The 21608-nt window shown below is 70.5% G+C and carries 24 protein-coding genes; 10 read left to right on the top strand and 14 right to left on the bottom strand.

The genetic code is table 11. The annotated features are described in order from the left end of the window. Positions 1 to 20: 20 nt before the first annotated feature. A complete protein-coding gene (locus BM310_RS06780) occupies positions 21 to 1040 on the bottom strand; it encodes an aldo/keto reductase (RefSeq protein ID WP_089805841.1) in 1020 nt (339 codons plus the stop codon). A gap of 109 nt (positions 1041 to 1149) precedes the next feature. Here BM310_RS06780 and BM310_RS06785 point away from each other — a divergent pair, with 109 nt between their 5' ends. Next, entirely contained in the window at positions 1150 to 2154 is a 1005-nt protein-coding gene (locus BM310_RS06785) for a Gfo/Idh/MocA family protein (protein ID WP_089805843.1), read from the top strand. Here BM310_RS06785 and BM310_RS06790 read toward each other — a convergent pair. Then, positions 2151 to 3611, bottom strand: coding sequence for a PQQ-dependent sugar dehydrogenase (locus tag BM310_RS06790; protein WP_089805846.1), 1461 nt, complete (start codon positions 3609 to 3611; stop codon positions 2151 to 2153). The two genes, BM310_RS06785 and BM310_RS06790, sit on opposite strands and share 4 nt — an antisense overlap. Positions 3612 to 3743: 132 nt before the next feature. On the opposite strand from BM310_RS06790, the gene BM310_RS06795 reads away from it, so the two are divergent. Further along, positions 3744 to 4751: an ABC transporter ATP-binding protein gene (locus tag BM310_RS06795; protein WP_089805848.1), complete on the top strand. Its 1008-nt coding sequence runs from the start codon at positions 3744 to 3746 to the stop codon at positions 4749 to 4751. After that, positions 4748 to 5506: an ABC transporter permease gene (locus BM310_RS06800; RefSeq protein WP_089805850.1), complete on the top strand. Its 759-nt coding sequence runs from the start codon at positions 4748 to 4750 to the stop codon at positions 5504 to 5506. The genes BM310_RS06795 and BM310_RS06800 overlap by 4 nt, the downstream gene beginning before the upstream one ends. 140 nt (positions 5507 to 5646) lie before the next feature. Here the strand turns inward: BM310_RS06800 and BM310_RS06805 are convergent, their stop codons facing one another. Then, positions 5647 to 6690, bottom strand: coding sequence for a S1C family serine protease (locus tag BM310_RS06805; protein ID WP_089805852.1), 1044 nt, complete (start codon positions 6688 to 6690; stop codon positions 5647 to 5649). Between the two features lie 226 nt (positions 6691 to 6916). Here BM310_RS06805 and BM310_RS06810 point away from each other — a divergent pair, with 226 nt between their 5' ends. After that, positions 6917 to 7573: a bifunctional 4-hydroxy-2-oxoglutarate aldolase/2-dehydro-3-deoxy-phosphogluconate aldolase gene (locus tag BM310_RS06810; RefSeq protein WP_089805854.1), complete on the top strand. Its 657-nt coding sequence runs from the start codon at positions 6917 to 6919 to the stop codon at positions 7571 to 7573. 3 nt (positions 7574 to 7576) lie between these two features. On the opposite strand, the gene BM310_RS06815 is transcribed toward BM310_RS06810, so the two are convergent. Next, the gene (locus BM310_RS06815) at positions 7577 to 8272 is read right to left on the bottom strand and encodes a carbonic anhydrase (RefSeq protein WP_089805856.1); all 696 of its coding nucleotides are present in this window, start codon (positions 8270 to 8272) and stop codon (positions 7577 to 7579) included. 79 nt (positions 8273 to 8351) lie between these two features. On the opposite strand from BM310_RS06815, the gene BM310_RS06820 reads away from it, so the two are divergent. Continuing rightward, positions 8352 to 8711 (top strand): VOC family protein, encoded by a 360-nt coding sequence (locus tag BM310_RS06820; RefSeq protein ID WP_089805858.1) that lies wholly within the window; start codon positions 8352 to 8354, stop codon positions 8709 to 8711. A gap of 109 nt (positions 8712 to 8820) precedes the next feature. Here the strand turns inward: BM310_RS06820 and BM310_RS20885 are convergent, their stop codons facing one another. Continuing rightward, a complete protein-coding gene (locus BM310_RS20885) occupies positions 8821 to 9027 on the bottom strand; it encodes a hypothetical protein (RefSeq protein ID WP_143105120.1) in 207 nt (68 codons plus the stop codon). Here BM310_RS20885 and BM310_RS06825 point away from each other — a divergent pair. Next, entirely contained in the window at positions 9013 to 9486 is a 474-nt protein-coding gene (locus tag BM310_RS06825; protein ID WP_143105121.1) for a hypothetical protein, read from the top strand. The genes BM310_RS20885 and BM310_RS06825 overlap by 15 nt on opposite strands. 85 nt (positions 9487 to 9571) lie before the next feature. Here BM310_RS06825 and BM310_RS06830 read toward each other — a convergent pair whose 3' ends face one another. From BM310_RS06830 to BM310_RS06860, 8 genes are all read right to left on the bottom strand, one after another. Continuing rightward, a complete protein-coding gene (locus BM310_RS06830) occupies positions 9572 to 11344 on the bottom strand; it encodes a PH domain-containing protein (protein WP_089805861.1) in 1773 nt (590 codons plus the stop codon). Continuing rightward, a complete protein-coding gene (locus BM310_RS06835; RefSeq protein ID WP_089805863.1) occupies positions 11344 to 11811 on the bottom strand; it encodes a PH domain-containing protein in 468 nt (155 codons plus the stop codon). Before BM310_RS06835 ends, BM310_RS06830 begins: the two co-directional genes overlap by 1 nt. Before the next feature lie 162 nt (positions 11812 to 11973). Further along, positions 11974 to 12747 (bottom strand): DUF7260 family protein, encoded by a 774-nt coding sequence (locus tag BM310_RS06840; protein ID WP_089805865.1) that lies wholly within the window; start codon positions 12745 to 12747, stop codon positions 11974 to 11976. Then, positions 12738 to 13766, bottom strand: a complete 1029-nt coding sequence (locus BM310_RS06845; RefSeq protein WP_089805867.1) for a metallophosphoesterase family protein — start codon at positions 13764 to 13766, stop codon at positions 12738 to 12740. Before BM310_RS06845 ends, BM310_RS06840 begins: the two co-directional genes overlap by 10 nt. Then, entirely contained in the window at positions 13763 to 13891 is a 129-nt protein-coding gene (locus BM310_RS21835) for a hypothetical protein (protein WP_281246518.1), read from the bottom strand. The genes BM310_RS06845 and BM310_RS21835 overlap by 4 nt, the downstream gene beginning before the upstream one ends. Before the next feature lie 97 nt (positions 13892 to 13988). Then, entirely contained in the window at positions 13989 to 14447 is a 459-nt protein-coding gene (locus tag BM310_RS06850) for a CopD family protein (RefSeq protein ID WP_089805869.1), read from the bottom strand. Positions 14448 to 14605: 158 nt separating this feature from the next. Continuing rightward, positions 14606 to 15319: a YqjF family protein gene (locus tag BM310_RS06855; protein ID WP_089805871.1), complete on the bottom strand. Its 714-nt coding sequence runs from the start codon at positions 15317 to 15319 to the stop codon at positions 14606 to 14608. Positions 15320 to 15440: 121 nt separating this feature from the next. Beyond that, positions 15441 to 16253, bottom strand: coding sequence for an inositol monophosphatase family protein (locus BM310_RS06860; RefSeq protein WP_089805873.1), 813 nt, complete (start codon positions 16251 to 16253; stop codon positions 15441 to 15443). A gap of 157 nt (positions 16254 to 16410) precedes the next feature. Here BM310_RS06860 and BM310_RS06865 point away from each other — a divergent pair, with 157 nt between their 5' ends. From BM310_RS06865 to BM310_RS06880, 4 genes are all read left to right on the top strand, one after another. Beyond that, positions 16411 to 18672, top strand: a complete 2262-nt coding sequence (locus tag BM310_RS06865; RefSeq protein ID WP_089805875.1) for a S9 family peptidase — start codon at positions 16411 to 16413, stop codon at positions 18670 to 18672. A gap of 49 nt (positions 18673 to 18721) precedes the next feature. Next, the gene (locus BM310_RS06870) at positions 18722 to 19237 is read left to right on the top strand and encodes a macro domain-containing protein (protein WP_089805878.1); all 516 of its coding nucleotides are present in this window, start codon (positions 18722 to 18724) and stop codon (positions 19235 to 19237) included. Between the two features lie 127 nt (positions 19238 to 19364). After that, a complete protein-coding gene (locus tag BM310_RS06875; RefSeq protein ID WP_089805880.1) occupies positions 19365 to 20138 on the top strand; it encodes an SDR family oxidoreductase in 774 nt (257 codons plus the stop codon). 49 nt (positions 20139 to 20187) lie between these two features. Further along, positions 20188 to 20409: a hypothetical protein gene (locus BM310_RS06880; RefSeq protein ID WP_089805882.1), complete on the top strand. Its 222-nt coding sequence runs from the start codon at positions 20188 to 20190 to the stop codon at positions 20407 to 20409. A gap of 92 nt (positions 20410 to 20501) precedes the next feature. Here BM310_RS06880 and BM310_RS06885 read toward each other — a convergent pair whose 3' ends face one another. Beyond that, positions 20502 to 21533 (bottom strand): succinylglutamate desuccinylase/aspartoacylase family protein, encoded by a 1032-nt coding sequence (locus tag BM310_RS06885; protein ID WP_089805884.1) that lies wholly within the window; start codon positions 21531 to 21533, stop codon positions 20502 to 20504. Between the last annotated feature and the right edge of the window lie 75 nt (positions 21534 to 21608).

Consider the following 21608-nt stretch of genomic DNA (forward strand, 5'->3'; position numbering starts at 1 on the left):
TCGGGAGTCGGGCGAGTCGCTCAGTGCCAGAGCTTCCCGTCCTCGTCGTAGCGGGCGTCCATGATGCGCTCCCACTGGTCGTCCGAGAGGTCCACGTCCGCCGCGCCGACGTTCTCGTCCAGTTGGTCCTCGGTCCGCGCGCCGACGATGGGAATCACCGTCGCGTCGGGGTAGTCCATCAGCCACCGGAGGGCCACCTGCGCGGGCGAGGCGTCCACCTCGTCGGCGACGCTCCGGACGGCGTCGAGCACCTTCCACCCGCGTTCGGAGAGGTAGAACCGGTCGAACCGCTCGTCGAACGACCCGCGGGAACCGTCCGGCGCGACGACCTGTTCGGGGTCGTCGGGGTCGGCGCGTTCGTACTTCCCGGTGAGGAACCCGCCCGCCAGCGGCGAGTACGGGCAGACCGCGAGTTCCTGGTCGCCGCAGACGTCGAGGTAGTCCTTCACGTCCTCGTAGTAGCCCGCGTGGAACAGCGGTTGCGTCACCTCGAAGCGCTCCCAGTCGTGCAGGTCGGACTTCCACAGCGCCTTCGTCAGTTGCCACGACGCCATCGTCGAGGCGCCGAGGTAGTTCACCGTCCCCTCCTCGACCAGTCGGTTCAGCGTCGAGAGCGTCTCCTCGATCGGCGTCTCCTCGTCCCAGCGGTGGATGTAGTAGAGGTCGAGGTAGTCCGTCCCCAGTCGGTCCAGCGTCCCCGTTATCTGGTCGCGGATGTGCGTCCGCGAGAGGCCCGACCCGTTCGGGTTGTCCGGGTCGAAGCCGAAGTACACCTTCGAGGCGAGTACGTACTCCTTCCGGTCGCGTTGTGCCAACCAGTCGCCGATCCACGACTCCGAGCGACCGTTGGGGTTGCCGTAGACGTTCGCGGTGTCGATGAAGTTGCCGCCGCGGTCCGCGAACGCGTCGAGGAGGGCGTGGGCGTCCTTCTTCGACGTCTCCAACACGCCGCCCGTCTCGCGGCCGAACCGCCACGTCCCGAAACAGAGTTCGGACACTTTCGTCCCTGTGCTGCCGAGTCGGCGGTAGTCGAGACTCATGCGGGAACCGACGACCGCGGGGTGCAAAAGTGTGCGACTTGCCGGCATGCGCGTTCGGTTTCGGCCGCTGTCGGTGCGCTTATGCCCGCCAAACCGCTCCGTCGGCAGTATGTCGAAACTCTCGGTCGCCGCCGTCGGACTCGGCGACCTGGGCCGGTTGGAGTGTCACGTCGTCGATTCGATAGACGGCGTCGAACTCGTCGGGGGCGCGGACCCCTCGCCGGACGCGCGCGACGCCTTCGAACACGAACTCGGTCGCCCCGCGTTCGACTCGCACGAGGAACTGCTCGACGCGGTGGACGCCGACGCCGCCGTCGTCTCCTCGCCGCACGCGTTCCACTACGACCACGCCGTCGCGTGTCTGGACCGCGGTATCCACGTCCACCTCGAGAAGCCGATGGTGACGGACCTCGCCGACGCGCGGGCGCTGATTCGGCAGGCGCGGCGCGAGGGACTCGTCCTCGCGGTCGGATACCAGCGACACTTCGACCGCCGATTTCGGGAGATGCGCCGCCTGATAGACGACGGGCGCATCGGCGACCCGCACATGGTGACGTGCCACCTCGAACAGAACTGGGTCGACTGGAATCGGGACCGCTGGCGCGGCGACCCCGCGCTCTCCGGCGGCGGGCAACTGTACGACTCCGGGTCGCACCTCCTCGACGTGCTCTGCTGGACGACGCGGGCCGCGCCCGTGGACGTGGCCGCGACGATGGACTACCGCGACGCCGACGTGGACGTGAACGCCGCCCTCGCGGTCACCCTCGACCGGAACGGCGACCGACTCCTCGCCAGCGTCGGCGTCTCCGGCGACGGCCCCAGCGGTCCGGCCCCCGGCGAGGCACTGCAGATTCTCGGCACCGAGGGGTCGCTCTCCTTCGACGGCGAGACGGTCCGCGTCGTCGAGGCGGGGACGACGTACGAGGCGACGCCGCCGGAACCGGGGTTCGAGGAACTGACCGAGCGGAAACTGGAGAACTTCGTCGCCGCCGTCCGCGGGGAGGAAGACCTGGAGATTCCGGCGACGGACGCGCTGAACGTGACCGCGCTGACGGAGGCGGCCTACGAGTCCGCCGAGTCGGGCCGCCGCGTCGCCGTCGACACTGACGTCTAGGGGGCGACCAGTCGGAACAGTTCGCCCGTCCGGCCGCCGACTCGCTGCGAGTCGCTCGTGAGGAGGTACAGGCCCTCCGTGTCGCGGCCGAACGCCGTCACGAACGACCCCGGCGCGGTGTCGCCCGCGACGGGTATCTCGGCGACGGGCCACGGCGTCGTCTCCGAGGCGGGGTCGGCGGCGAACAGGCGGCCCTCGGCCCGCCAGTCGGCGAAGAGGTACGCGCCCTCCAGTCCGCGGAGCGACCCGTCGCGGACGACGTAGCCGCCGATGACGGCGATGCCGGAGACGCCGTCGCCCGAGTGCGGGTACTCGACGACCGGGTCCACGAGCGGGTCGCCGTCGGGCGTCGTCGTCGGGCAGTCGCCCGCGCCGAAGCAGTGCGTCGCCTCGCGGACGTTCCAGCCGTAGTTGCCCCCTCGCTCGACGAGATTCACCTCCTCGTACTCGTTCTGTCCCACGTCGGCGACGTAGAGGTCCCAGTCGGCCGCGTCGCTCTCGTCGCTCCCGTCGCTCCCGTCGGTGCCCACGTCGAAGGAGAACCGCCACGGGTTGCGGAGGCCCCACGCGTACTGTTCGTCCAGTCCGTCGGACCCGACCAGCGGGTTGTCGTCGGGTATCCCGTACGGCCGGTCCTCGCCCTCGGCGTCGACGTCGATGCGGAGGATGCTCCCCAGCAGGTTCTCCGTCACGTCCTGCCCGTTGCCGCCCGCGACGGGGTCGTACCAGTCCGCGACGTGGCCCGTGCCCCTGTCGCCGCCGCCCCCGCCGTCGCCGGTGGCGACGTAGAGGTAGCCGTCCGGGCCGAAGCCGAGGGCGCCGGCGTTGTGGTTCGACTGCGGTTGGGGCAGTTCCAAGAGCGTCCGCTCTCCGTCGGGAGTCGCCGTCTCGGCCCCGGGGTCCACCGTGAACTCCGAGAGGACGAACGTGTGGCTGTAGTTGCTCGGCGTCCCCGCTCGACGGGGTGCGCTGTACCGGACGAACAGCCGACCGTTCTCGGCGAACTCGGGGTGCGGGGCGACGCCCAGCAGACCCTGCTCGGAGTAGCCGCCGACGTCGACGATGCGACCCCGGAGGTCGAGGTACGGCGCTTCGCGCCGGCCGTCGGCCGTCACCTCGTAGACGACGCCGGGTTGGTCGACGACGAACCGCCGGCCGGTGTCCGCGGGGGCGAAGTAGTCCACCGGCGAGACGAACCCCGAGGCGAGGGGTTCGACGGCGACGCTGGCGTCCGCGAGGGCGGTTCCATCGCCGTCGTCGTCGCTCCCGGAACTAGTTCGCTCTCCGCCGCCGGCCGAATCTGACGCGGACGTTCCGCCCGCGCCGTCGCCCGTGGGCGCGGAACTGCACCCGGCGACGCCGGCGAGGGCGGTTGCGAACCCGGCCGCGAGGACGCGACGGCGGGACAGCGAGACACGGCGCCGCGAAGACTGACCGCGGCGGGGCGGTGGGGACATACCTGTCCCACGGGAGGCGGCGGGAATAAGCGTTGTCTCGGTGTATGTAGTCTGACAGTTCCGGCAGGGTGTCGCGTCGAATCCCGCGGCGGAATCCGAATCCTTACCACCGGACGGCGACCAATCCCGCGTATGGACGAGGTACTCGTCGCCGCCGACGTGCGGAAGTCGTACGGCGACAGAGACGCCCTCGCCGGCGTCTCGCTCTCGGTCGCCGAGGGGGAGGTGTTCGGCCTCATCGGTCCCAACGGCGCGGGGAAGACCACGCTGGTCCGCGCGCTCACCGGGACGACGGCCGTCGAGGGCGACGTGAGCGTCCTCGGAACGCCGCCGACGAGCGTCGAACGCTCCCGCATCGGACTCCTGCCGCAGTCGTTCTCGCCCGCCTCGCGCCTCACCGCCCGCGAACTCGTCGCCTACTACGCGGGCCTGTACGACGAGGCGCGCGACACCGACTCGGTGCTCGCGGACGTGGGACTGACGGGCGACGACGCCGACACCTGGTACGAGGACCTCTCGGGCGGCCAGCAGCGACGCGCCTGCGTCGCCGCCGCCCTCGTGAACGACCCCGACGTGCTCTTCTTGGACGAACCGACCACCGGCATCGACCCCGCGGGCCGCCGGTCGCTGTGGACTCTCCTCGACGGCCTCGCCGCGGGCGGGACGACGGTGTTCCTGACGAGTCACTCGATGGCCGAAGTCGAACGCCTCGCGGACCGCGTCGGTCTGCTGAACGCCGGGGAACTCGTCGCCGTCGGGTCGCCCGGCGAACTCGTCGCCGAGTACGGCGGCGCGAGCAGACTCGAGGTGGAGACGGACGCCACGCCCGACTCGCTCCCGGACATCGTCCGCCGCCAGTATCGCCTCGCCGCGCGCGACGGGCGACTCGTCTTCGAGGGCCTCGCCCCGCGCGACATCGGCGACGCGGTGCGGGAACTGGAGTCCGCCGGCGTCGAGTACGACGCGCTGACGTGGACGCAACCCGACCTCGAAGACGTCTACCTCTCGCTGACGGGCGAGTCGTTCGAGGACGGCCCGGCCGTCGCGGACGCGCCGATGGCCGACGGCGGGTCCGCCGACAGCGACGGACGCGGTGAGAACGGTCGTGACCGCGGACGCGGCCGAGGGGGCGACAGATGAGTTCGCTCGGCCGCGTCCGCGCGGAGTTCGTCGCCTCGTGGCACTCGTTCCTCCGCCGCCGGACGGCGGTGTTCTTCACGTTCTTCTTCCCGGTCATCATCGTCCTCATCTTCGGGGCACTCGTGCAGACGCAACCGACCGGTGGCGGTCTGTTCGCCGAACCGCCGGCGTACTACGTGCCGGGCTACCTCGCCGTCGTCGTCCTCTTCACGCCCCTCTCCCGCGTCGGGTCGACCATCGCTCGCCACCGCGAGGGCAACCGGTTCGAGAAACTGGCGACGACGCCGCTCTCGCGTCCCGAGTGGCTGCTCGCGCAGACGCTCGTGAACGTCGTCGTCATCGGACTCGCCGCCCTGCTCCTGTTCGCCCTCACGGTCCTCGTGACGGGGGTGTCGCTCCCGACGAACGCGGCGGCGGCGCTCGTCGTCCCGCTGTTCGTCGCCCTCGGCGTCACGCTGTTCTGCGGCCTCGGGGCGATTCTCGGCCGCGTCGCGGACTCGCAGGACGGCGTCATCGCGGCGTCGAACGCCGTCGCCCTGCCCCTCCTGTTCCTCTCGGAGACGTTCGTCACGCCGGACCTCCTGCCGGCGTGGTTCCGCCCCGCGATAGACTTCTCGCCGCTGACGTACTTCGCGCGCGGCGTCCGCGCGGTGACGACGGGGACGGGCGACCCGTGGACGAATCTCGCCGTGCTGGCGGTGCTCGCGGCCGCGTTCTTCGCCGTCGGCGCCGCGTCCATCCCGCGGACGGACTGACTCTCGGCGTCACGCGTCGCGTCTTTCGGCGTCACGCGTCGCGTCGCTCCCTCGTGAACACGAACGACGGGAGCGGTACGACTAGGTCGTCGGCCGCCGTCAGAGCGTCGGGCGAACCGTTCGTGCTGTGACCGCGCGGCTTACCGAATCGGCACGTCCGTCCCGCCGCCGCGGCGACGACGGGTGCGGCCGCGACGCGGCCGTTCGACCGCGGGGCGTTCGTCGAGGACGATGGTCACCGTCGCGGGTTCCCCGTCGCGAATCACGTCCACGGCGACGGGTTCGCCGGGGCGCGTCTCGGTGATGAGGTACCGCATCAGTTCCTCGTGCGACCGGAGTTCGCCGCCCGCGATGCCGACGATGACGTCGCCGCCGACGGGGACGCGTTGGCCCCGGACCGTCTTCGTCCCGTCTGCGCCGCGGAGGCCGTCGCCCGGACGCGGTCCCTCGGGCGCCTCGACGACGAGGACGCCGCGCGGGTCGTCCAGTCCGTTCGCCTCGGCGACGGTGGGCGTCACGTCCAGCGTCCGCGTCCGGAGGTACGAGTGGGGGTAGCGGCCGAGTGCGACCAGCGTCGGCACGACTCGTTCGACGATGGTCGGCGAGACGGCGAAGCCGATGTTGTCGCCCTGCCGGGCGCGGTTGACCCCGACCACCTCGTAGCGGTGCGCCGCGTCGCCGGCGTCGTCGTCGACGCGGAGGCCGACGAGCGGACCGCCGGAGTTGCCGGGGTTTATCGGCGCGTCCGTCTGCACCACGTCCGGGATGGCGAACCCGCCGGAGGTGGGCATCGACCGGTTCGCGCCCGAGACGATGCCGGCGGTGATGGACCCGTCGAGGCCGAGGGGATTGCCGAGGGCGGCGACGGGACGGCCGGGACGGGGGTTCTCGGGGGCGACGGTCAGCGGAACCGCCGAGTCGGGCATCTCCTCGACGGCGACGACGGCGAGGTCCGTATAGGCGTCCGTCCCGACCACGCGGCCGACGGCCCACGACCCGTCCGCGAAGCGGAGTTCGACGCGTTCGACGCCGTTCACCACGTGCTCGTTCGTCACGACGTGGCCCTCGTCGTAGACGAATCCGGACCCCGCGCCGACGCCCGGCGTCTCGCGGCCGACGTACAGGGAGACGACGGAGGGAATCACGTCGCGGTACAACCGTTCGAAGTCTACGTCTGCGTGCATGGTGTGCGACCCGTCCGGGTCACTTACCCGAAGTTAGGGACGGAGCTATTTCACCTCGTCGCGTGGTGTCACGCCACAGACGAGTCGCGGGACGGAGGGCGGGTGGGCCTCGCGTCGGCCGCGCGTCGAAGGCCGTGCCCGCCTCGCGTCGGAGGCATCTGCACGCCGCGCGTCGGTGCCCGTGTCGCGGGAGTTTATTAGCCGCCGCGGCGGAGTCGGAGACGAGATGGTCACGCTCGACGCGAACGAGGACATGCAGCGACTGGTAGACAGCGGCGTCGTGGCGGTGATGCGCGGCGCGGACGCCGACACCATCATCGAGGTGGCGCAGGCGCTGAACGAGGGCGGCGTCACGGCGTACGAGATTACCGCGGACAACCCCGACGCGATGGAACTCATCAGCGAGGTGTCCGCGTCGTTCACCGACGAGGAGGCAATCGTCGGCGCGGGTACCGTCCTCGACAGCGAGACGGCCCGCGCGTCCATCATGAACGGCGCGGAGTTCGTCGTCGGGCCGAACTTCGACGAGGGCGTCGTGGAGACGTGCAACCGCTACGGAACGCTCGTCGCGCCGGGCATCCTCACGCCCACCGAAGCCGTGGACGCCTACGAGGCGGGCGCGGACATGGTGAAGGTGTTCCCGGCGTCGGTGATGGGGCCGAAGCACCTCGCCAGCATCAAGGGCCCCCTGCCGCAGATTCCGCTGATGCCCACCGGCGGCATCGACATCGACAACGTCGCGGACTACGTCGAGGCCGGTGCCGTCGTCGTCGGCGCGGGGAGCGCCATCATGGACGGCGACGCCATCGCGGCGGGCGACTTCGAGTCCATCACCGAGACGGCCCGCGAGTTCACGCGGGTCATCGAGGACGCCCGCGAGTAGCGCTCAGACCCCCGACGGGACGTGCCCGGCGTGGTCGTCCCCGACGCGTTCTCGGAGCGCTTCGGCGTCCGTTTCGCCGTCCAGCGAGACGAGGTACGCCGCGCCGTCCTCGTCGCCGTAGACTCGCTGGAAGTCGTAGACGAAGCCGGCGACGGTCACGTCGTCCGGAACGGCGTCGTCGTCGACGAGAAACCGAACCTGCGCTCCGACCGCCCGTTCGACCAGCCGATTCACCGCGACGCTCGCGGGCGTGTCGCCGTCGAACACGCCGTCGTCGCGCGCCGACTCGACGACTGGCGCGAGTCGCTCGACGGCCGCCTCGACGGCCGGCGGCATCGATTTCTGGCCGTCGGCCCTGCCCGTCACCGACTCGTAGGCGGCGGTGACGGCTCCGCACCCGGTGTGGCCGAGGACGGCGATCAGTTCCACGCCCAGCACGGACACCGCGTAGCCGACGGCGTCGTTGACCACGCGTTCGCCGCCGACGTCGGTCCACGCCTGGTTGCCGACGTTGACGCTGGTGAACAGGTCGCCGTCCGCGTGCGCGCTCCAGACGCCTTCGGCGGGGACGCGCGAGTCCGAACACGACACGGAGACGGCATCGGGCGCCTGTCCGTCTCTGACCCCGTCGAAGTGGTCCGCGGCGATGCGCGCCACGTGTTCGTCGTTGCCCTGCAGTAACCGTTCGAGTACGTCCACACGAGTCGAGTGACGCGTAGCGGGTATCAATCGGTCGGAATCCGGCACTTCTTTCGGTCCCGTGGACGACTGCCGAGGCATGACCACCGGCGGCATCGTGTTCTTCCGGACGACGAACCGCGAGGCGACGACGGCGTTCTACACCGACACCGTGGGCGCGGAGGTGTGGCTCGAACAGTCGGGGTGTACCATCCTCCGGCACGGCAACATGCTGTTCGGCCTCTGCGACGGCGAGGAGACGGAGGCGGAGGGCATCGTCACGTTCGTCTACGACACGGACGACGAGGTGGACCGGATGCACGAACGCGTCGGCGACGCGGCGCGCGAGGACCCCCACGAGAACGACCAGTACGACATCTACCAGTTCTTCGCCACGGACCCGGACGGCCGGACGGTGGAGTTCCAGACGTTCCGTCACGACGTGTCGGACCCGCTCTGACGGGCGGTCCCCCGCCGGACCGTCGGGGGCGGGCCACCCGAACGGACGCCCCGCGTCCGAGGTGGCGGACCCCGACCCCGAAGGCGGACTCGACGACCGGACCCGCCGATTACGTGTTGGAGAGGTACGTGTCGTACTCCGCGATGAACGACCGTAGTTCTGCGGGTTCGGGTGCGCGATTGTGTCGCATGAAGATGCTGGCGACGGAGTTCGCGAGGACGAGCGACGCCCCGGGCGACAGGTCCTCCGTGAGCGCGAGCGTCATCCCGCTGAGGAAGTGTTCCTCCGCGTTACGGAGTTGGTGTGGGTCCACCACCTGCGGCGCTCTCGCCGAGAGCACCTCGTCCGGCGTCGCAACGGCATCGCGAGCGCCGTCTTCAGCGGCGTCCCCGTCGTGTTCGGTGCCGTGGCGGTGACCTACGGACTCACCGCCCTCCGGCAGGGGTCGTTGGCCGGCGAAGTCGTCGCGCTGGTCGCCGGCTACGCCGCGCTGTACGTCGCGCTCGCGCTGATACCGACGTTCGTGGCGCTCTCCGAGGGGACTGAACCGGTCGCCGCGCTCCGGTACGGCGTCGGGTGGCTCGCGAAGCACCCGACGGCTGCGCTGTCGATGGGGCTCCTGACCGTCGCCGTCCTGGCGGTGTGCCTGCTGTTGACCGTCGGATTCGCCCTGCTGTTCGCCGGCCTCGCGTTCTCGCTGCACGTCGCCGTCGTCGAAGCGGTCGACGACGCGGCCGCGGCCACCGAGTCGGCCCCCGACGCGGTCCCGCAGTAACCGGTCCTCGCGCTCCGAGGGACGCTTCGGACGACCCGCTCCGACGCCCGCCGCGTTCTCGGCCGTCGGGACGGACGGTTCGGGTTCACTGTCTCTCCTCGCCGTCGCCGTCGTCGCTCGTCTCGCCCCAGACGAACGGGTCCGCGTCGTCCTCTTCTTCGGCGGTGGCTGTCGTTTCGGCGTCGCCCCCGTCGGCGTCGTCGTCGGTGTTACTCCCGGCGACGCCGGCGTCGCCGGTCACGGGTGACTCGCCGGAGTCTCGCTCGCCTCCCGACTCCCTGCCGTCGTCGCCTTCCGGCGTCGTGCGGTCGTCTAGCGACCTCTCGCCGTCTTCGTCCGCCGACTCCGTCACGGACACCTCGTCGGCCATCCCGATGCCGACGCGCCCCCGTCGGTACTCCGCCACGGCGACGTGGAGTCGCGACTCCAGTTCCGCGCGGAGTTCGTCGGCGTCCGCGGCGTCGATGTCGACGGCGGCGGCGTCCTGTCCACCCAGCGAGAGCGACCCCGCGGTGTCGACGGTGACGGTGGCCAGACGGAGGCGACGCTGGAATATCGTCCGGGTGTCGATGACCGTCTGGATGCGGTAGTACGGCACCACCTTCGTCTCGCGCCGGAGGAACCCGTTGCGGGTGACGACGTGGTTCTCGCCCAGCCATAGGCCGCGGTGCTTCCACTTGTAGTGTGCTCCGACGGCCGCGACGGGGAGGAGCGCCAGCGGTGCGTACCACGGGGTGCCGAGGCCGAGAACCGCGTTCGCGGCGTACAGGGCGGCCGTCGCCGCGCCGACGACGATGCTGTACCGGCCGAAATAGCGCCGACGGGTGCGCTTCGGCGGCCGGCGGAACTCGGGCGTGCCGACGGGTTCGATGTCGTTCACGAGGCGTTCGACGCGTTCGCGGCGGGCGATGGGGACGGCCGCCTCGGACCCGCGCGAGGAGGAGTCGCCCTGCCCCGGCGCGTACCCCGCCGTCTCGACGAGGAGCGTGGCGTAGCCCGTCCACCGCTTCAGCGGGTTGTCCTCTATCGTCAGCGTCTGCACCTTGTCGAACGGAATCGAGCCGTCGTACCGCTGGAGCAGGCCGCGTTCGTACTGGAGTTCGTCGGCCGACCGGACCAGTCGGAAGTCGTAGTAGTTCACGACGGCGACGGCCGCACCGGCCACCCACGAGACGAGGACGGCGAGGAAGACTAGGACGAACACGCCGAGGACGACGACGAGCGGACCCATGCTCGCGGGGAAGAACGAGGTGACGACGGTGAGCGAGCCCGAGAAGAGGACGAACAGGATGCCGGGCACGCGGAAGTCGAACGAGAGCGCGCCGAGGATGCCGAGTTCGCGCCCCTCCAGTTCGAACAGCAGTTCGGAGGCCGGTTCGGCCGCCTCCTCGCCGGCCGCCTCGCCGCGTTTCAGCCGGCCGAGTTCTCGCTGGAGTCGCTTGGCCTCCTCGAACGAGACGAACCGGAGTCGCGCCTCCGTCTGCCCCCCACCGGCCGTCTCGAAGGAGACGGCGGCGATACCCATGGCTCGCTGGACGACGTTGCGCGAGATGTCCACGTTCTGGATGCGTCGGAGGGGAATCTCGCGGTTCCGGCGGGCGAAGACGCCCGACTCGATGTCGAACGTGTCCGCCGTGAGTTCGTAGGTGAACCGGCGGTAGTGGGCGAACTCGTAGGCGACGAAGACGATGGCGACGAGGCTCGCCAGTCCGAGGAGGACCAGCGGACCGGCGATGCCGACGACGGGGAGGCTGAACCCGCCGGTGGCGAGGGCGAACGCGAGGGCGGCGATGATGCTCCCCCCTCGCTGGAGGACGCGGTAGGGAACCGAGAGCGGGGAGAGGTGCTGGGCGACCATCAGACGGCGTCTTCGCCCTCCGACCGGATGGCGAGGCGCTTCAGTCGTTCGCGGAGGTCGTCCGCGCCGTCGGCGGTGAGTCCCGGCACAGACACGTCCGCGCCGCGCGACCCGGCGGTGTAGACGACGGTGCTCGCCAGTCCGACCAGACGCTCTACCGGACCGCGCGAGGAGTCGACGTGCTGGATGCGGACGAACGGCACGACGGTCCGAACGCGCGTGAAGACGCCGCGTTCGAGGTACAGAGAGTCGTCGCGCACCTCGTAGCGCCACGAGCGGTAGCGGGCGACGGCGACGGTGGCGCCGAAGACGAACACGGCGGCGGCGGCGGCGTACGGGCTCCACGACGGGAGGAACGGCGGGGAGACGAACGTGACGACGGCGAACAGCACCGCGCCGACGACGAGTGCACTCAGGGCCGCACTCCCGACCCAGAGCAGTTGGACGCGCGGGTCGAGCCGGTTCATCGGTGGCGGCGGGCGGAGTCGGTCGACGGACGTGACGCCGGAGTGGAGCGGAGTCGCTTCATGGTAGGGTCGTTCTCCGCCGGTGATAAATAGGTGTGGCCACGCGACCGCGGTTCGGTGTGGGGGGTCGACGGAGCGGACCGGCGGCCGCCGCCGGCGAGTTCACAGCGACGCGATCAGGTGGGAGTCGACACGTCGGAGTGCCGTCTCGACCACGTCGCGGAGGCGGGCGAGGGCGTCCAGCGCGGGGTACTCGACGGGGAGCGGCGCGTACAGGTAGGCGGTCACGTCGGGGACGTACCCCGTGAGTCGTTTGCGGTGGGTCTGCAGCGTCGCCTGCCGGTCGGCGGCCACCTCGTCCAGTCGGTCACGGACCGCGACTACCGACTCGCGGAGGCGGGCGAGTTCCGCGAACGACCGGTCCGACAGGGGCGTGTCGTCCAGCGACCGGAGCGTCTCCTCGGCCGACTCGACGGCCGTTCGCACCGCCGCAATCGACTCGGACTCCCCGTCGAGCAGCGAGCAGAACTCGTTTCGCTCGTCCATCGCCGCCGTCGCCCCGGCGACGAGCGCCTGTCGGAGGTTCGGCGTGAGCGCCCCCGTTCCCGCTCCGGTCAGCGCCGCGGCGATGTCGTCGCCGAACTCGGCGGCCACGCTCTCCTCGTACTCGTCGCCGTACTCCTCCTCGTAGTGGGGAACCGCCATCACGGTCCGCTCGTACTCGCGTCGAATCGCGGTGAGCGACGGTGACGCGCCGGACTGCCCGAGCGTCTTCGTCGCCAGCGGACCGCCGGTCCGACCGCCGGCGGCGGTGGGGTGAACGTCCGTGACGGCCGAGCGGAACGCGCGGAACGCTTGGAGTTCGTCCACGGAGCGTCGACGCTCCCGCCGTATCAGTTGCGCCGCGTCCGCGAGGTGCGTCTCGACTACCGCCATCGAACCGCCCCCGGCACGTCGGCGCCGACGTCGGCGCGCGCGTCCGTCGCCCACTCGCACTCGTCCACGAGGGGGAAGTCCGCGAGGACGCCCCGGTCGGCGTGCGCGGCGATGCTCTGTCCGTGCGCGTTGCCGTTTCGCGCCAACAAGTGCGCCTCGGCCATCCCGTTCGGACCGGCGAGCGGGACCATCCGTATCTCCGTGCCGAGGGGGCCGACGTCCATCAGCAGCGCGGCCTGCGGGAACGAGCACGTCGCGGGGGCGATGACCTCGCGGACGCCGTCCCGGCGTGCGGTCGCGGGCCAGTGGATGTGTCCCGAGAGGACGAGCGACGCGCCGCCCCGGGAGAGCGTCTCGACCATCCGGTCGGCGTCTCTGAGTTGGTAGAAGTCGCCGTCGGCGAACTGGCCGGTGTGTTCGCGCGGGTGGAACACGTTGTGGTGCATCGCGACGATTGGCGTCTCCGCCGCGGCCAGTTTCTCGTCCAACCAGGCGCGGTGCGCCTCGGGGACGAGTCCCTCGTGGGAGTCGTACAGTTCGCCGTCGCCGCTGGCGCTGTCCAGACCGAGAACGTCCACGCCGCCGACGCTCACGTGGAACGGGAATTCGCCGCGGGCGTAGCGCTCGCCGAACGCCGTCGAGGACGGCGTCTCGTAGTCGTCCCACTTCTTCGGAACGTCGTGGTTGCCGGGCACGGAGCAGAACGGCGCGTCCAGGCCGGCGAGGAGTTCGTCCGCGCAGTCGAACTCCTCGGGCCGGCCGTCCCTCGTCAGGTCGCCCAGACCGAGCGTCGCGTCCACGTTCAGGTCGTTGATGGCGTCGACGGCCGCCCGGAGGCGCGTCTCGGTCCGGTGGTACGCTTTCCACGTCCCCGTCGCCGTCGGCGTGAGATGGGGGTCGGAGACGACGGCGATTCGCGTCCGGGTGTGGGAGGCGGGCCGTCGAAGGCGCGCGAGGAGCGGACCTGCGTCCCGGCCGGCCGGCGTCCGGCCGGTCGCGTCGTCGAACCGGCCGGTCATCGTTCGACGGTGCGGGTGACTGTTCCCAGCGCCGTGTCTCGATGGACGACGATGCGTCCGTCTCGCGCGCAGAACTCGATGGTCAGCGGGGCGTCTTCGTCGGCGGTGTGGTCGTCCCCTGGCATCTCGTCCGACGGTGCGACCGCTCTCGGAATAAAAATACCGGACAGATTATATATTCTGTGCTATACTTCTATATCTTCTTGGTATCTCTCGGTAGTCTCAATAGAGAGCGACGTCGGAGGCGAGGAGGCCGGCGTCCACGAGGAGGAGGACGCCGACGACGGCCGCCGCGCGGAAGACGCCCATCGCGTTCCGTGCGGGCGACCGGACGCGCTTCTCCTGCAGGCCCTCGACGAGGCGGCTCCGTCCGATTTCGACGAGTGCGGAGAGCACCAGCCACAGGAGGAGCATCGCGAGGACGAGGTGGCCGCGACTGGAGTTCAGGAGCAAGTCGAACGTGTAGCCGGTGCCGGCCATGTGGCCGCCGGTGAGGAACATCACGACGGACGCGGCGCGGGACCCGTAGACGAGTCTGTCGGCGAACGTCTCTAACGGCGCGGCGTCGAGTGACCCGTCGAGTGCGGCGGGCAACACGACGCCGGCGACGAACACGACGCTTCCGACCCAGAGCGCTCCGGTGAGAACGTGCAACGTGGTCATCACGGTGTCGAGTACCATATCCTCCCCTGCGTCCGTCGTCGCTTGAAACCCGGCGGTTTCGCTCCGTCGTCGTCGGGTTCGAACGGGTACGGTGAGACGGTCGAAGCTACGTTCGAGGAGATGGCCGCGGAGACGGGTCGGGACTGAGTCCGCGACGCAGTCACCGTCGCGCGCCGTCAGTCTCCGACCCGGTGGATGCGGCCGGCGGTCACGTCCGTCCCGGGGGAGTAGTGCAGGACCGGGTCGCCGGCCGGTCGGTCGAACCCGTTGGCCGCGAACAGCGTGTTCGACCGGAGGTCGGCCGTCGCCTCCTGCAACGGCCACGGCGGGTGCGCGATGTCGCCGTAGTAGAGGCGGCGGCCGGCCGTGTAGAAGCGGTAGTTCTCCGTCAGGAAGTGTTCGAGCGTGCCGGGGTCCGGGACGAACGTCTCGCCGACGGGTTCGTACGTCGCGTCGAAGTGCGCCGGCGACGCGCCGCGGTGCGTGCGGTGACTGACGAACTCGACGGCGTCGCCGTCGGTCCGGACGCGCATCTCCGCCCGGTAGTACGGCAGGGCGAACAGCCACCGCGCGACGGGGACGCCGACTCTGTCGTCGGCGTCGAGGTTGAAGAAGAACACCGCGTGGTCGTCCGCGCCCGGTCGTTCCACGTACGTCCGGAGGTTCAACTCCGGGAAGGAGAGCCCGAACGGCGCGCCGCGCGGGCGGATGTCCTCCATCACGAAGGCGACGACGCCCAACCACGCCCGGCCGTCGTACGTCGCGACGTCCAGTCCGGCGGGGAGGCGGTCGGCCACCGTCTCCGGAGGGACGTCCCAGTGGGCGAACAGGGCGTCGCGCCACCGCATCTGCAACAAGTCGCCGCCGAGGAGGGCGTCTCCAGAGCGCATGTTCGACGGTCAGGACCGCGCGCACTTGCCCCTTTCTCCGTCGTCGTCTCGTCGTCCTCTCGCATCTCGCCGCTCTCGTCGCTCTCACCGCTCCCGTCTGCTAGGGTCCTCGACACCCCCCTCAGTCGAGGACGGCCGCGGCGACGTCGTGGAGGGCCGTCGCCGTCTCCTCGTCCGTCGCGCCGACGTAGAGTCCGTCCGACCCGTTCCCGTGCGAGACGACGCCGCTCTCGGCGGCGAGGAGTTCGCCCGCGTGCTGTTCGTACACGTCCGGGTGGAAGCAGACGATGCCCTCCAGTCCGCCGCGGGCGAGCAGTCCCCAGTCCACCGTCGGCGCCCACGTCGAGACGACGCGCTTGACCCGGTCGTCGACCGCCGACTCGATTCGCTCGGCCGTCGCCGTGAGGTCCGGGTCGCGGACGGCGGGGAGGCCGAGGACGAACGAGACGGTGCCGTGTTCGAGGGGTACGTCGCTGTCGGCCGAGAGGGGGGCGCCGTTCACCGTCGCGCCCGCGCCGCGGCGGGCGACGTAGGTGGAGTCCGGAAGGGGTTCGTGGATAGCCGCGACGACGGGGTCGCCGTCGCGGAGGACGGCCGCGGCGGTGGCGAACGCCGGGAGTCCGGAGGCGAAGTTGTTCGTGCCGTCGAGGGGGTCGACGACCCACTCGTACCGGTGGTCGCCGTTCCGCCCGGACTCCTCGCCGTGGACGGCGTGGTCCGGGAACGCCCCGCGGACCACGTCGAGGACGCGGGCCTCGGCCGCGCGGTCCGCGTCGGTCTTCACGTCGTCGTTGCCGTACTCGCCCGCGACGTGGCCGTCGCGGAAGGCGTCTTCGAGGTAGTCGCCGCCGGCGCGGACGGCGCGCGTGGCGACGTCCGCCAACGCGTCGAGGGTCGGGTCGTCCGCGTCGGAGGGGGTGGAGGAGTCGCTCATACGCTCACTCCGCGGTGGGGGGGAAAGAGCCGTTCGGTTGCGCGGTGGCCGCGCCCTCTCGCCCGCCTCCCGTGACCGCCGCGGCACTCTCCCCGCCCCGGCGCGCACCTTCCGGTTGGCGAACGTACTTTGTCCGGGCGACGGCAGTTGACACGACATGGACCCGCTGCCAATCGAGACGTTCTACGACCTGACCGTCCTCTCGGACGTGGCGCTCTCGCCGTCGGGCGACCGGGCGGCGTTCGTCGCCGCCGAGTTCGACCCCGACGCGGACGAACGGCTCTCGTCGCTGTTCGTCGTCCCGACCGACGGGAGTCGCGACCCCCACCGACTCACCCGGGTCGCCTCGGCGTCGAGTCCGGCGTGGGGGCCGGACGGCGACCGACTCGCCTTCCTCGCCGCCCGCGAGGAGGACGCCGCCCGGCGCGTCGGCCGCGACGAGGAGAGCGAAGACGAGTCGACGGCCGACGCGGACGACGCCGCCGCCGACGAAGACGCCGACGACGCCGAACCGCCCGCGGACGAGGAGGAGGAACCGAAGACGCGGGTGTGGCTGTTCGACCTCGCCCGCGGCGGCGACGCCCGGCAGGTGACCGACTTCGAGGAGGGGGCGTCGGAGTTCGACTGGTCGCCCGACGGCGACCGGATGGTTGTCGCCGCGCGCGACCCGACCGACGAGGAACGCGACTACCTCGACGACCGGCGGGACGGCGGCCCCGTCGAGACGGAGCGATTGCAGCACAAACTCGACGGGTCGGGATTCCTCGACACCGTGACGACGTACCTGTTCGTCGTGGACGTCGAGACCGGTGCGGCGGACCGACTGGACGAGGCCCGCGGCGGCGGCGCGTTCCACGAACTGTCGGGCACGACGCCCGCGTGGGGGCCGAACGACCGCATCGCGTACGCGGCCTACGAGGGCGACGACGGGGACGACACGTTCGTCCGCGACGTCTACTCCGTCCGACCGGACGGGTCGGCGAAGCGACGCCACACCGACGGCGAACTCACGGCGACGCTTCCGGCGTGGTCGCCCGACGGGGACCGACTCGCGTTCGTCGGCGGCGACCCGGAGAACTGGTGTATCCCACAGCAACTGTACGTCGCCGACGCCGACGCCGGGGTTGCTCTCGACGCCGACGCCGACGACACCGACGCGGGAGACGACCACGGGGGCGCGAGCGACGGTACGGACGACGCCGACGCCGCGTACCGGAGCGTCTCGGCGTCGCTCGACCGGACGCTCGCTCGCGGCGCGGACCCCCACTGGGCCGACGACGACACGCTCTACGCCCTCGTCGGCGACGAGGGGAAGACGCGCCCGGTGCGGTTCGACGCCGACGCGGACGCGCCCGAACGGACGTTCCCGGCCCAGGGTGACGACCGGGCCTGCCTCGCGTTCGAGACGGCCGAGGGGACCGTTCTCGCCCACCTCTCGCACCCGGGCGAGGGGTCGGACCTGTACGCGTTCGCCACCGACGCGGCGGACGCGGACCCGGCCCTCACCCGACTCACGGACCTGAACGCCGAGATCCGAGACGCGTACGAGATGCCGCAGGTACGGCGCGTCTCCTACGACAGCGACGGCGCCGAAATCGACGGCATCGTCTACGCGCCGCCGTCGTTCGACTTCGACGACCCCGACCCGCGTCCGCTGGTGGTCGCCATCCACGGCGGGCCCATCTCCTACGACGAACCCGTGTTCGACTTCACGCACGCGGTGTTCACCTCCCGCGACTACCTCGTGTTCCGCCCGAACTACCGCGGCGGGTCCTCCTACGGCCGCGAGTTCGCGGAAGTGCTCCGCGGCGAGTGGGGCACCGTCGAGGTGGACGACGTCGCCGCCGGCGCGCGCGCACTCGTCTCGCGCGGGTGGGCCGACGAGGACCGCGTCTTCGGCCACGGCTTCTCCTACGGCGGCATCGCGCAGGGCTACCTCGTCACGCAGTATCCGGACCTGCTGACCGCCGCCGCGCCCGAACACGGCATCTACGACCTGCGGTCGGCGTTCGGCACCGACGACAGTCACGTCTGGACGACGAACGACTACGGCGTCCCGTGGGAGAACGCCGACGCCTACGACGCCTCGTCGGCCATCACCGACGTGGGGAACCTCCGGACGCCCCTGCTGGTCGTCGCCGGCGGCGAGGACTGGCGCTGTCCGCCGTCCCAGTCCGAGCAACTGTACGTCAGCGCCAAGAAGCAGGGCGTCGAGGCGCGCTTCGTCCTCTACCCCGACGAACACCACAACGTCGGCGACCCGGACAGAGCGATTCACCGGCTGGCGGAGATAACCTCGTGGTACGAACGGCACGACCCGGCGGTCGAGTCTGCCGACGGGGACGAGGATACGGACGTGGACGGAAACGAGGACGTGGACGGCGAAGACGGAGCAGGCGGCCCGGACGGCGACGAGTAGGCACCGCGACGCGCCCCGACTTTTTCGTTCTCGGCTCCGAGTTCGAAGTATGGAGTTTCGCGTCGTCCACGGAGACATCGCACAGCAGACGGCGGACGCACTCGTGAACGCCGCGGGGACGAGCCTCCGGATGGGGTCGGGCGTCGCGGGCGCCCTCAGACGCGGCGGCGGACAGGAGTTGAACGAGGCGGCGATGGCCGAAGGCCCCGTCGACCTGGGCGCGGTGGCCGTCACCGACGCGTTCGGACTCGACGCCGACTACGTGATTCACGCCGCCGCGATGCCGCACTACGGCGACGGGCGGGCGACGGCAGACAGCATCCGCGACGCCGCGCACAACGCGTTGGAACGCGCGGACGAACTCGGCTGCGAGTCGCTGGTGATGCCGGCGCTCGGGTGCGGCGTCGCCGGGTTCGCCCTCGAAGACGGCGCGCGCATCATCTGCGAGGTCATCGACGAGTACGAACCCGACTCGCTGTCGGACGTTCGGTTCGTCGCCTACGACGAGAGCGAGTACGAGACGATTCGCCGCGTCGCCGACGAGGTTCGCGGAGGGGCCGATTGACTGACGTGGCGCGTCCGTTCCGCCGGCAGTCGGAGAAAAGTTGCGTAATTACTCTTAATCGGGTTATTTCTGAAATATCTGTTGTATTACCCGTCTAAGATAAATGTTATGATGTCGTACTCTACTCATGGTCGGATTACTGCAAGACAAGGTGGCGGTGGTGACCGGTGGTTCGAGCGGCAACGGACGCGCCATGGCGATGGCCTTCGCCCACGAGGGGGCGGACGTCGTCGTCGCGGACCTGCAGGCCGAACCCCGCGAGGGCGGCACGCCGACGCACGAACTCGTGATGGCGGAAACGGACCGTCGGGCCAAGTTCGTCCGGTGCGACGTGACGAACGTGGCGGACCTCGAAGCGGCCGTCGAGGAGGCCGATGAGTTCGGCGGCGTCGACGTCATGGTCAACAACGCCGGTATCTTCCGTGCGGAGGAGTTCCTCGACGTGACCGAAGAGGAGTACGACGCGCTGATGGACATCAACGTGAAGGGCGTCTTCTTCGGGTCGCAGGCGGCCGCGAAGAAGATGGTCGAGAAGGGCGGCGGGAACATCGTCAACATCTCCAGCGTCGCCGGACTTCAGGGGTCGGGCGAGTACGTCACCTACAACACCTCGAAGGGGGCCGTCCGCCTCATGACGTACGCGCTGGCGTCGAAGTTCGGACCGCAGGGCATCCGGGTCAACGCTATCCACCCGGGTCTCATCGAGACGACGATGACGACGGAGGACGTGCCCATCTTCGGCACCGAACAGGAGGACGCGTTCGTCGAGACGATTCCGTCCCGCCGCGCCGGCACGCCCGAAGACGTCGCGAACGCCGCGGTGTTCCTCGCCTCGGACCTCGGCGGCTACGTCAACGGCGAATCGCTCGTCGTCGACGGCGGGATGTCGAGCACGCTCTGAGCGTCCCTCGACCGTACTGTTTTGCCGAATCGGCCCTTCCCTCCGAGCGATGCGCGTCCCCGAAGACGCCGCCGGCGTCTGCCCCGTCTGCGGCGTCGCGTACGACTCCGTCTCCGAACACGACGCCGGCCTCATGGTGAACCTCCTCGACAACGCCGTCTACCGCCGCGTCTGCTTCGACCCGGTCACGGAGGACGGGCGGGCGCAGGTCCGGTTCTACCACCACACGCACGAACAGGTGCGAGCGGGGAGCGAGTCCACCGACGGCTGACGCGCCCGCTCGATTCGGGGCGACGAGACGGCTCTCAGGACCACGGTCTCACACCCGACGACAGCGCTCGGGTCGGGCCGATGGAACGGCCCTCAGGACCACGGTCGTTCGGTAAACTCCCCGGCGTCTATCTGCCGCTCAATCTCGGCCAGCGTCTCGTCGCGCACGCTCACGAGGTGACACAGCGGGTGTCCCGGCGCGGCGACGGGGTTCTGGAGGACGCCGATGACGAGACCCGTGAACGGCGCGGCGACCCGCTTCTCGCGCTTCTTGAAGTGGTCCGTGATGGTGCAGATGGTGTCGTCCGCGTACACGAGAGGCACGTCGCCGTACTGCATCTCCACCAGCCCGCCCGTGTCGGCGCGAAGCCACGCCTTGTCCGAGGCGTTCGCGACGACGCGCGTCCACCCGGGCCACGCCACCGGCCGGTCCGGGAGGAGACCGTACTCCGCGAGGACGCTCTCGACGCCCTCCAGCGCGCGTTCGACGAGGGGCGGTTGGAAGCGGTGCGCCCGCCCCATCTCCACCGTGATGGTGGGCATTCCCTCCCGCGTGGCGACGGTGCGGAGCGACCCCGCGTCCGCCTCGCCCGAGAGGACGAGATTCGAGCCGAACGACCGGGCGAGGCGTTCCACCTCGGGGTTCGACATGTCCGCGCGGACGTGATACATCGTCGTCCGGTTCCGCGTCGAGGTGTGGAAGTCGATGCCGACATCGCACGGGCGGACGAACCGCTCGTATATCTGGTTCGCCATCCGCTCGGCCGTGTTCGCGGAGTCGCGCCCGGGGAACGAGCGGTTCAGGTCGAGGTCGTAGATGGGGATGTAGCGCTGCTGGGCGAGGTAGCCGGGGACGTTGGCGACGTGGACGCAGACGATGGTGCCGTGTATCTCCGCGGGGTCGTAGCGCGCCGACACCTCCTGCAGGACCTTCACGCCGTTGAGTTCGTCGCCGTGGAGGGCGGCGGTCATGAACACCCGTGGACCGCCGTGTTCACCGTTTATCACCGTGACCGGAATCTCGACGGGGTCGCCGAGGTACGTCTCGCTTATCTGGTACCGCAGGTGTCGCTTCTCGCCCGGCGGCACCTCGGTGTCGTACCGGAACGGTTTCGGGTCGCTCACGCGGCGAGGTTGGTCGAGTCGGGTCAAAGCTCTTTGCGACCACCTGAACGGTCGTCGGGAGCGCCGCGCACCGAC

Origin of the sequence: Halogeometricum rufum, from assembly GCF_900112175.1 — an archaeon.
Classification (GTDB): Archaea; Halobacteriota; Halobacteria; order Halobacteriales; family Haloferacaceae; genus Halogeometricum; species Halogeometricum rufum.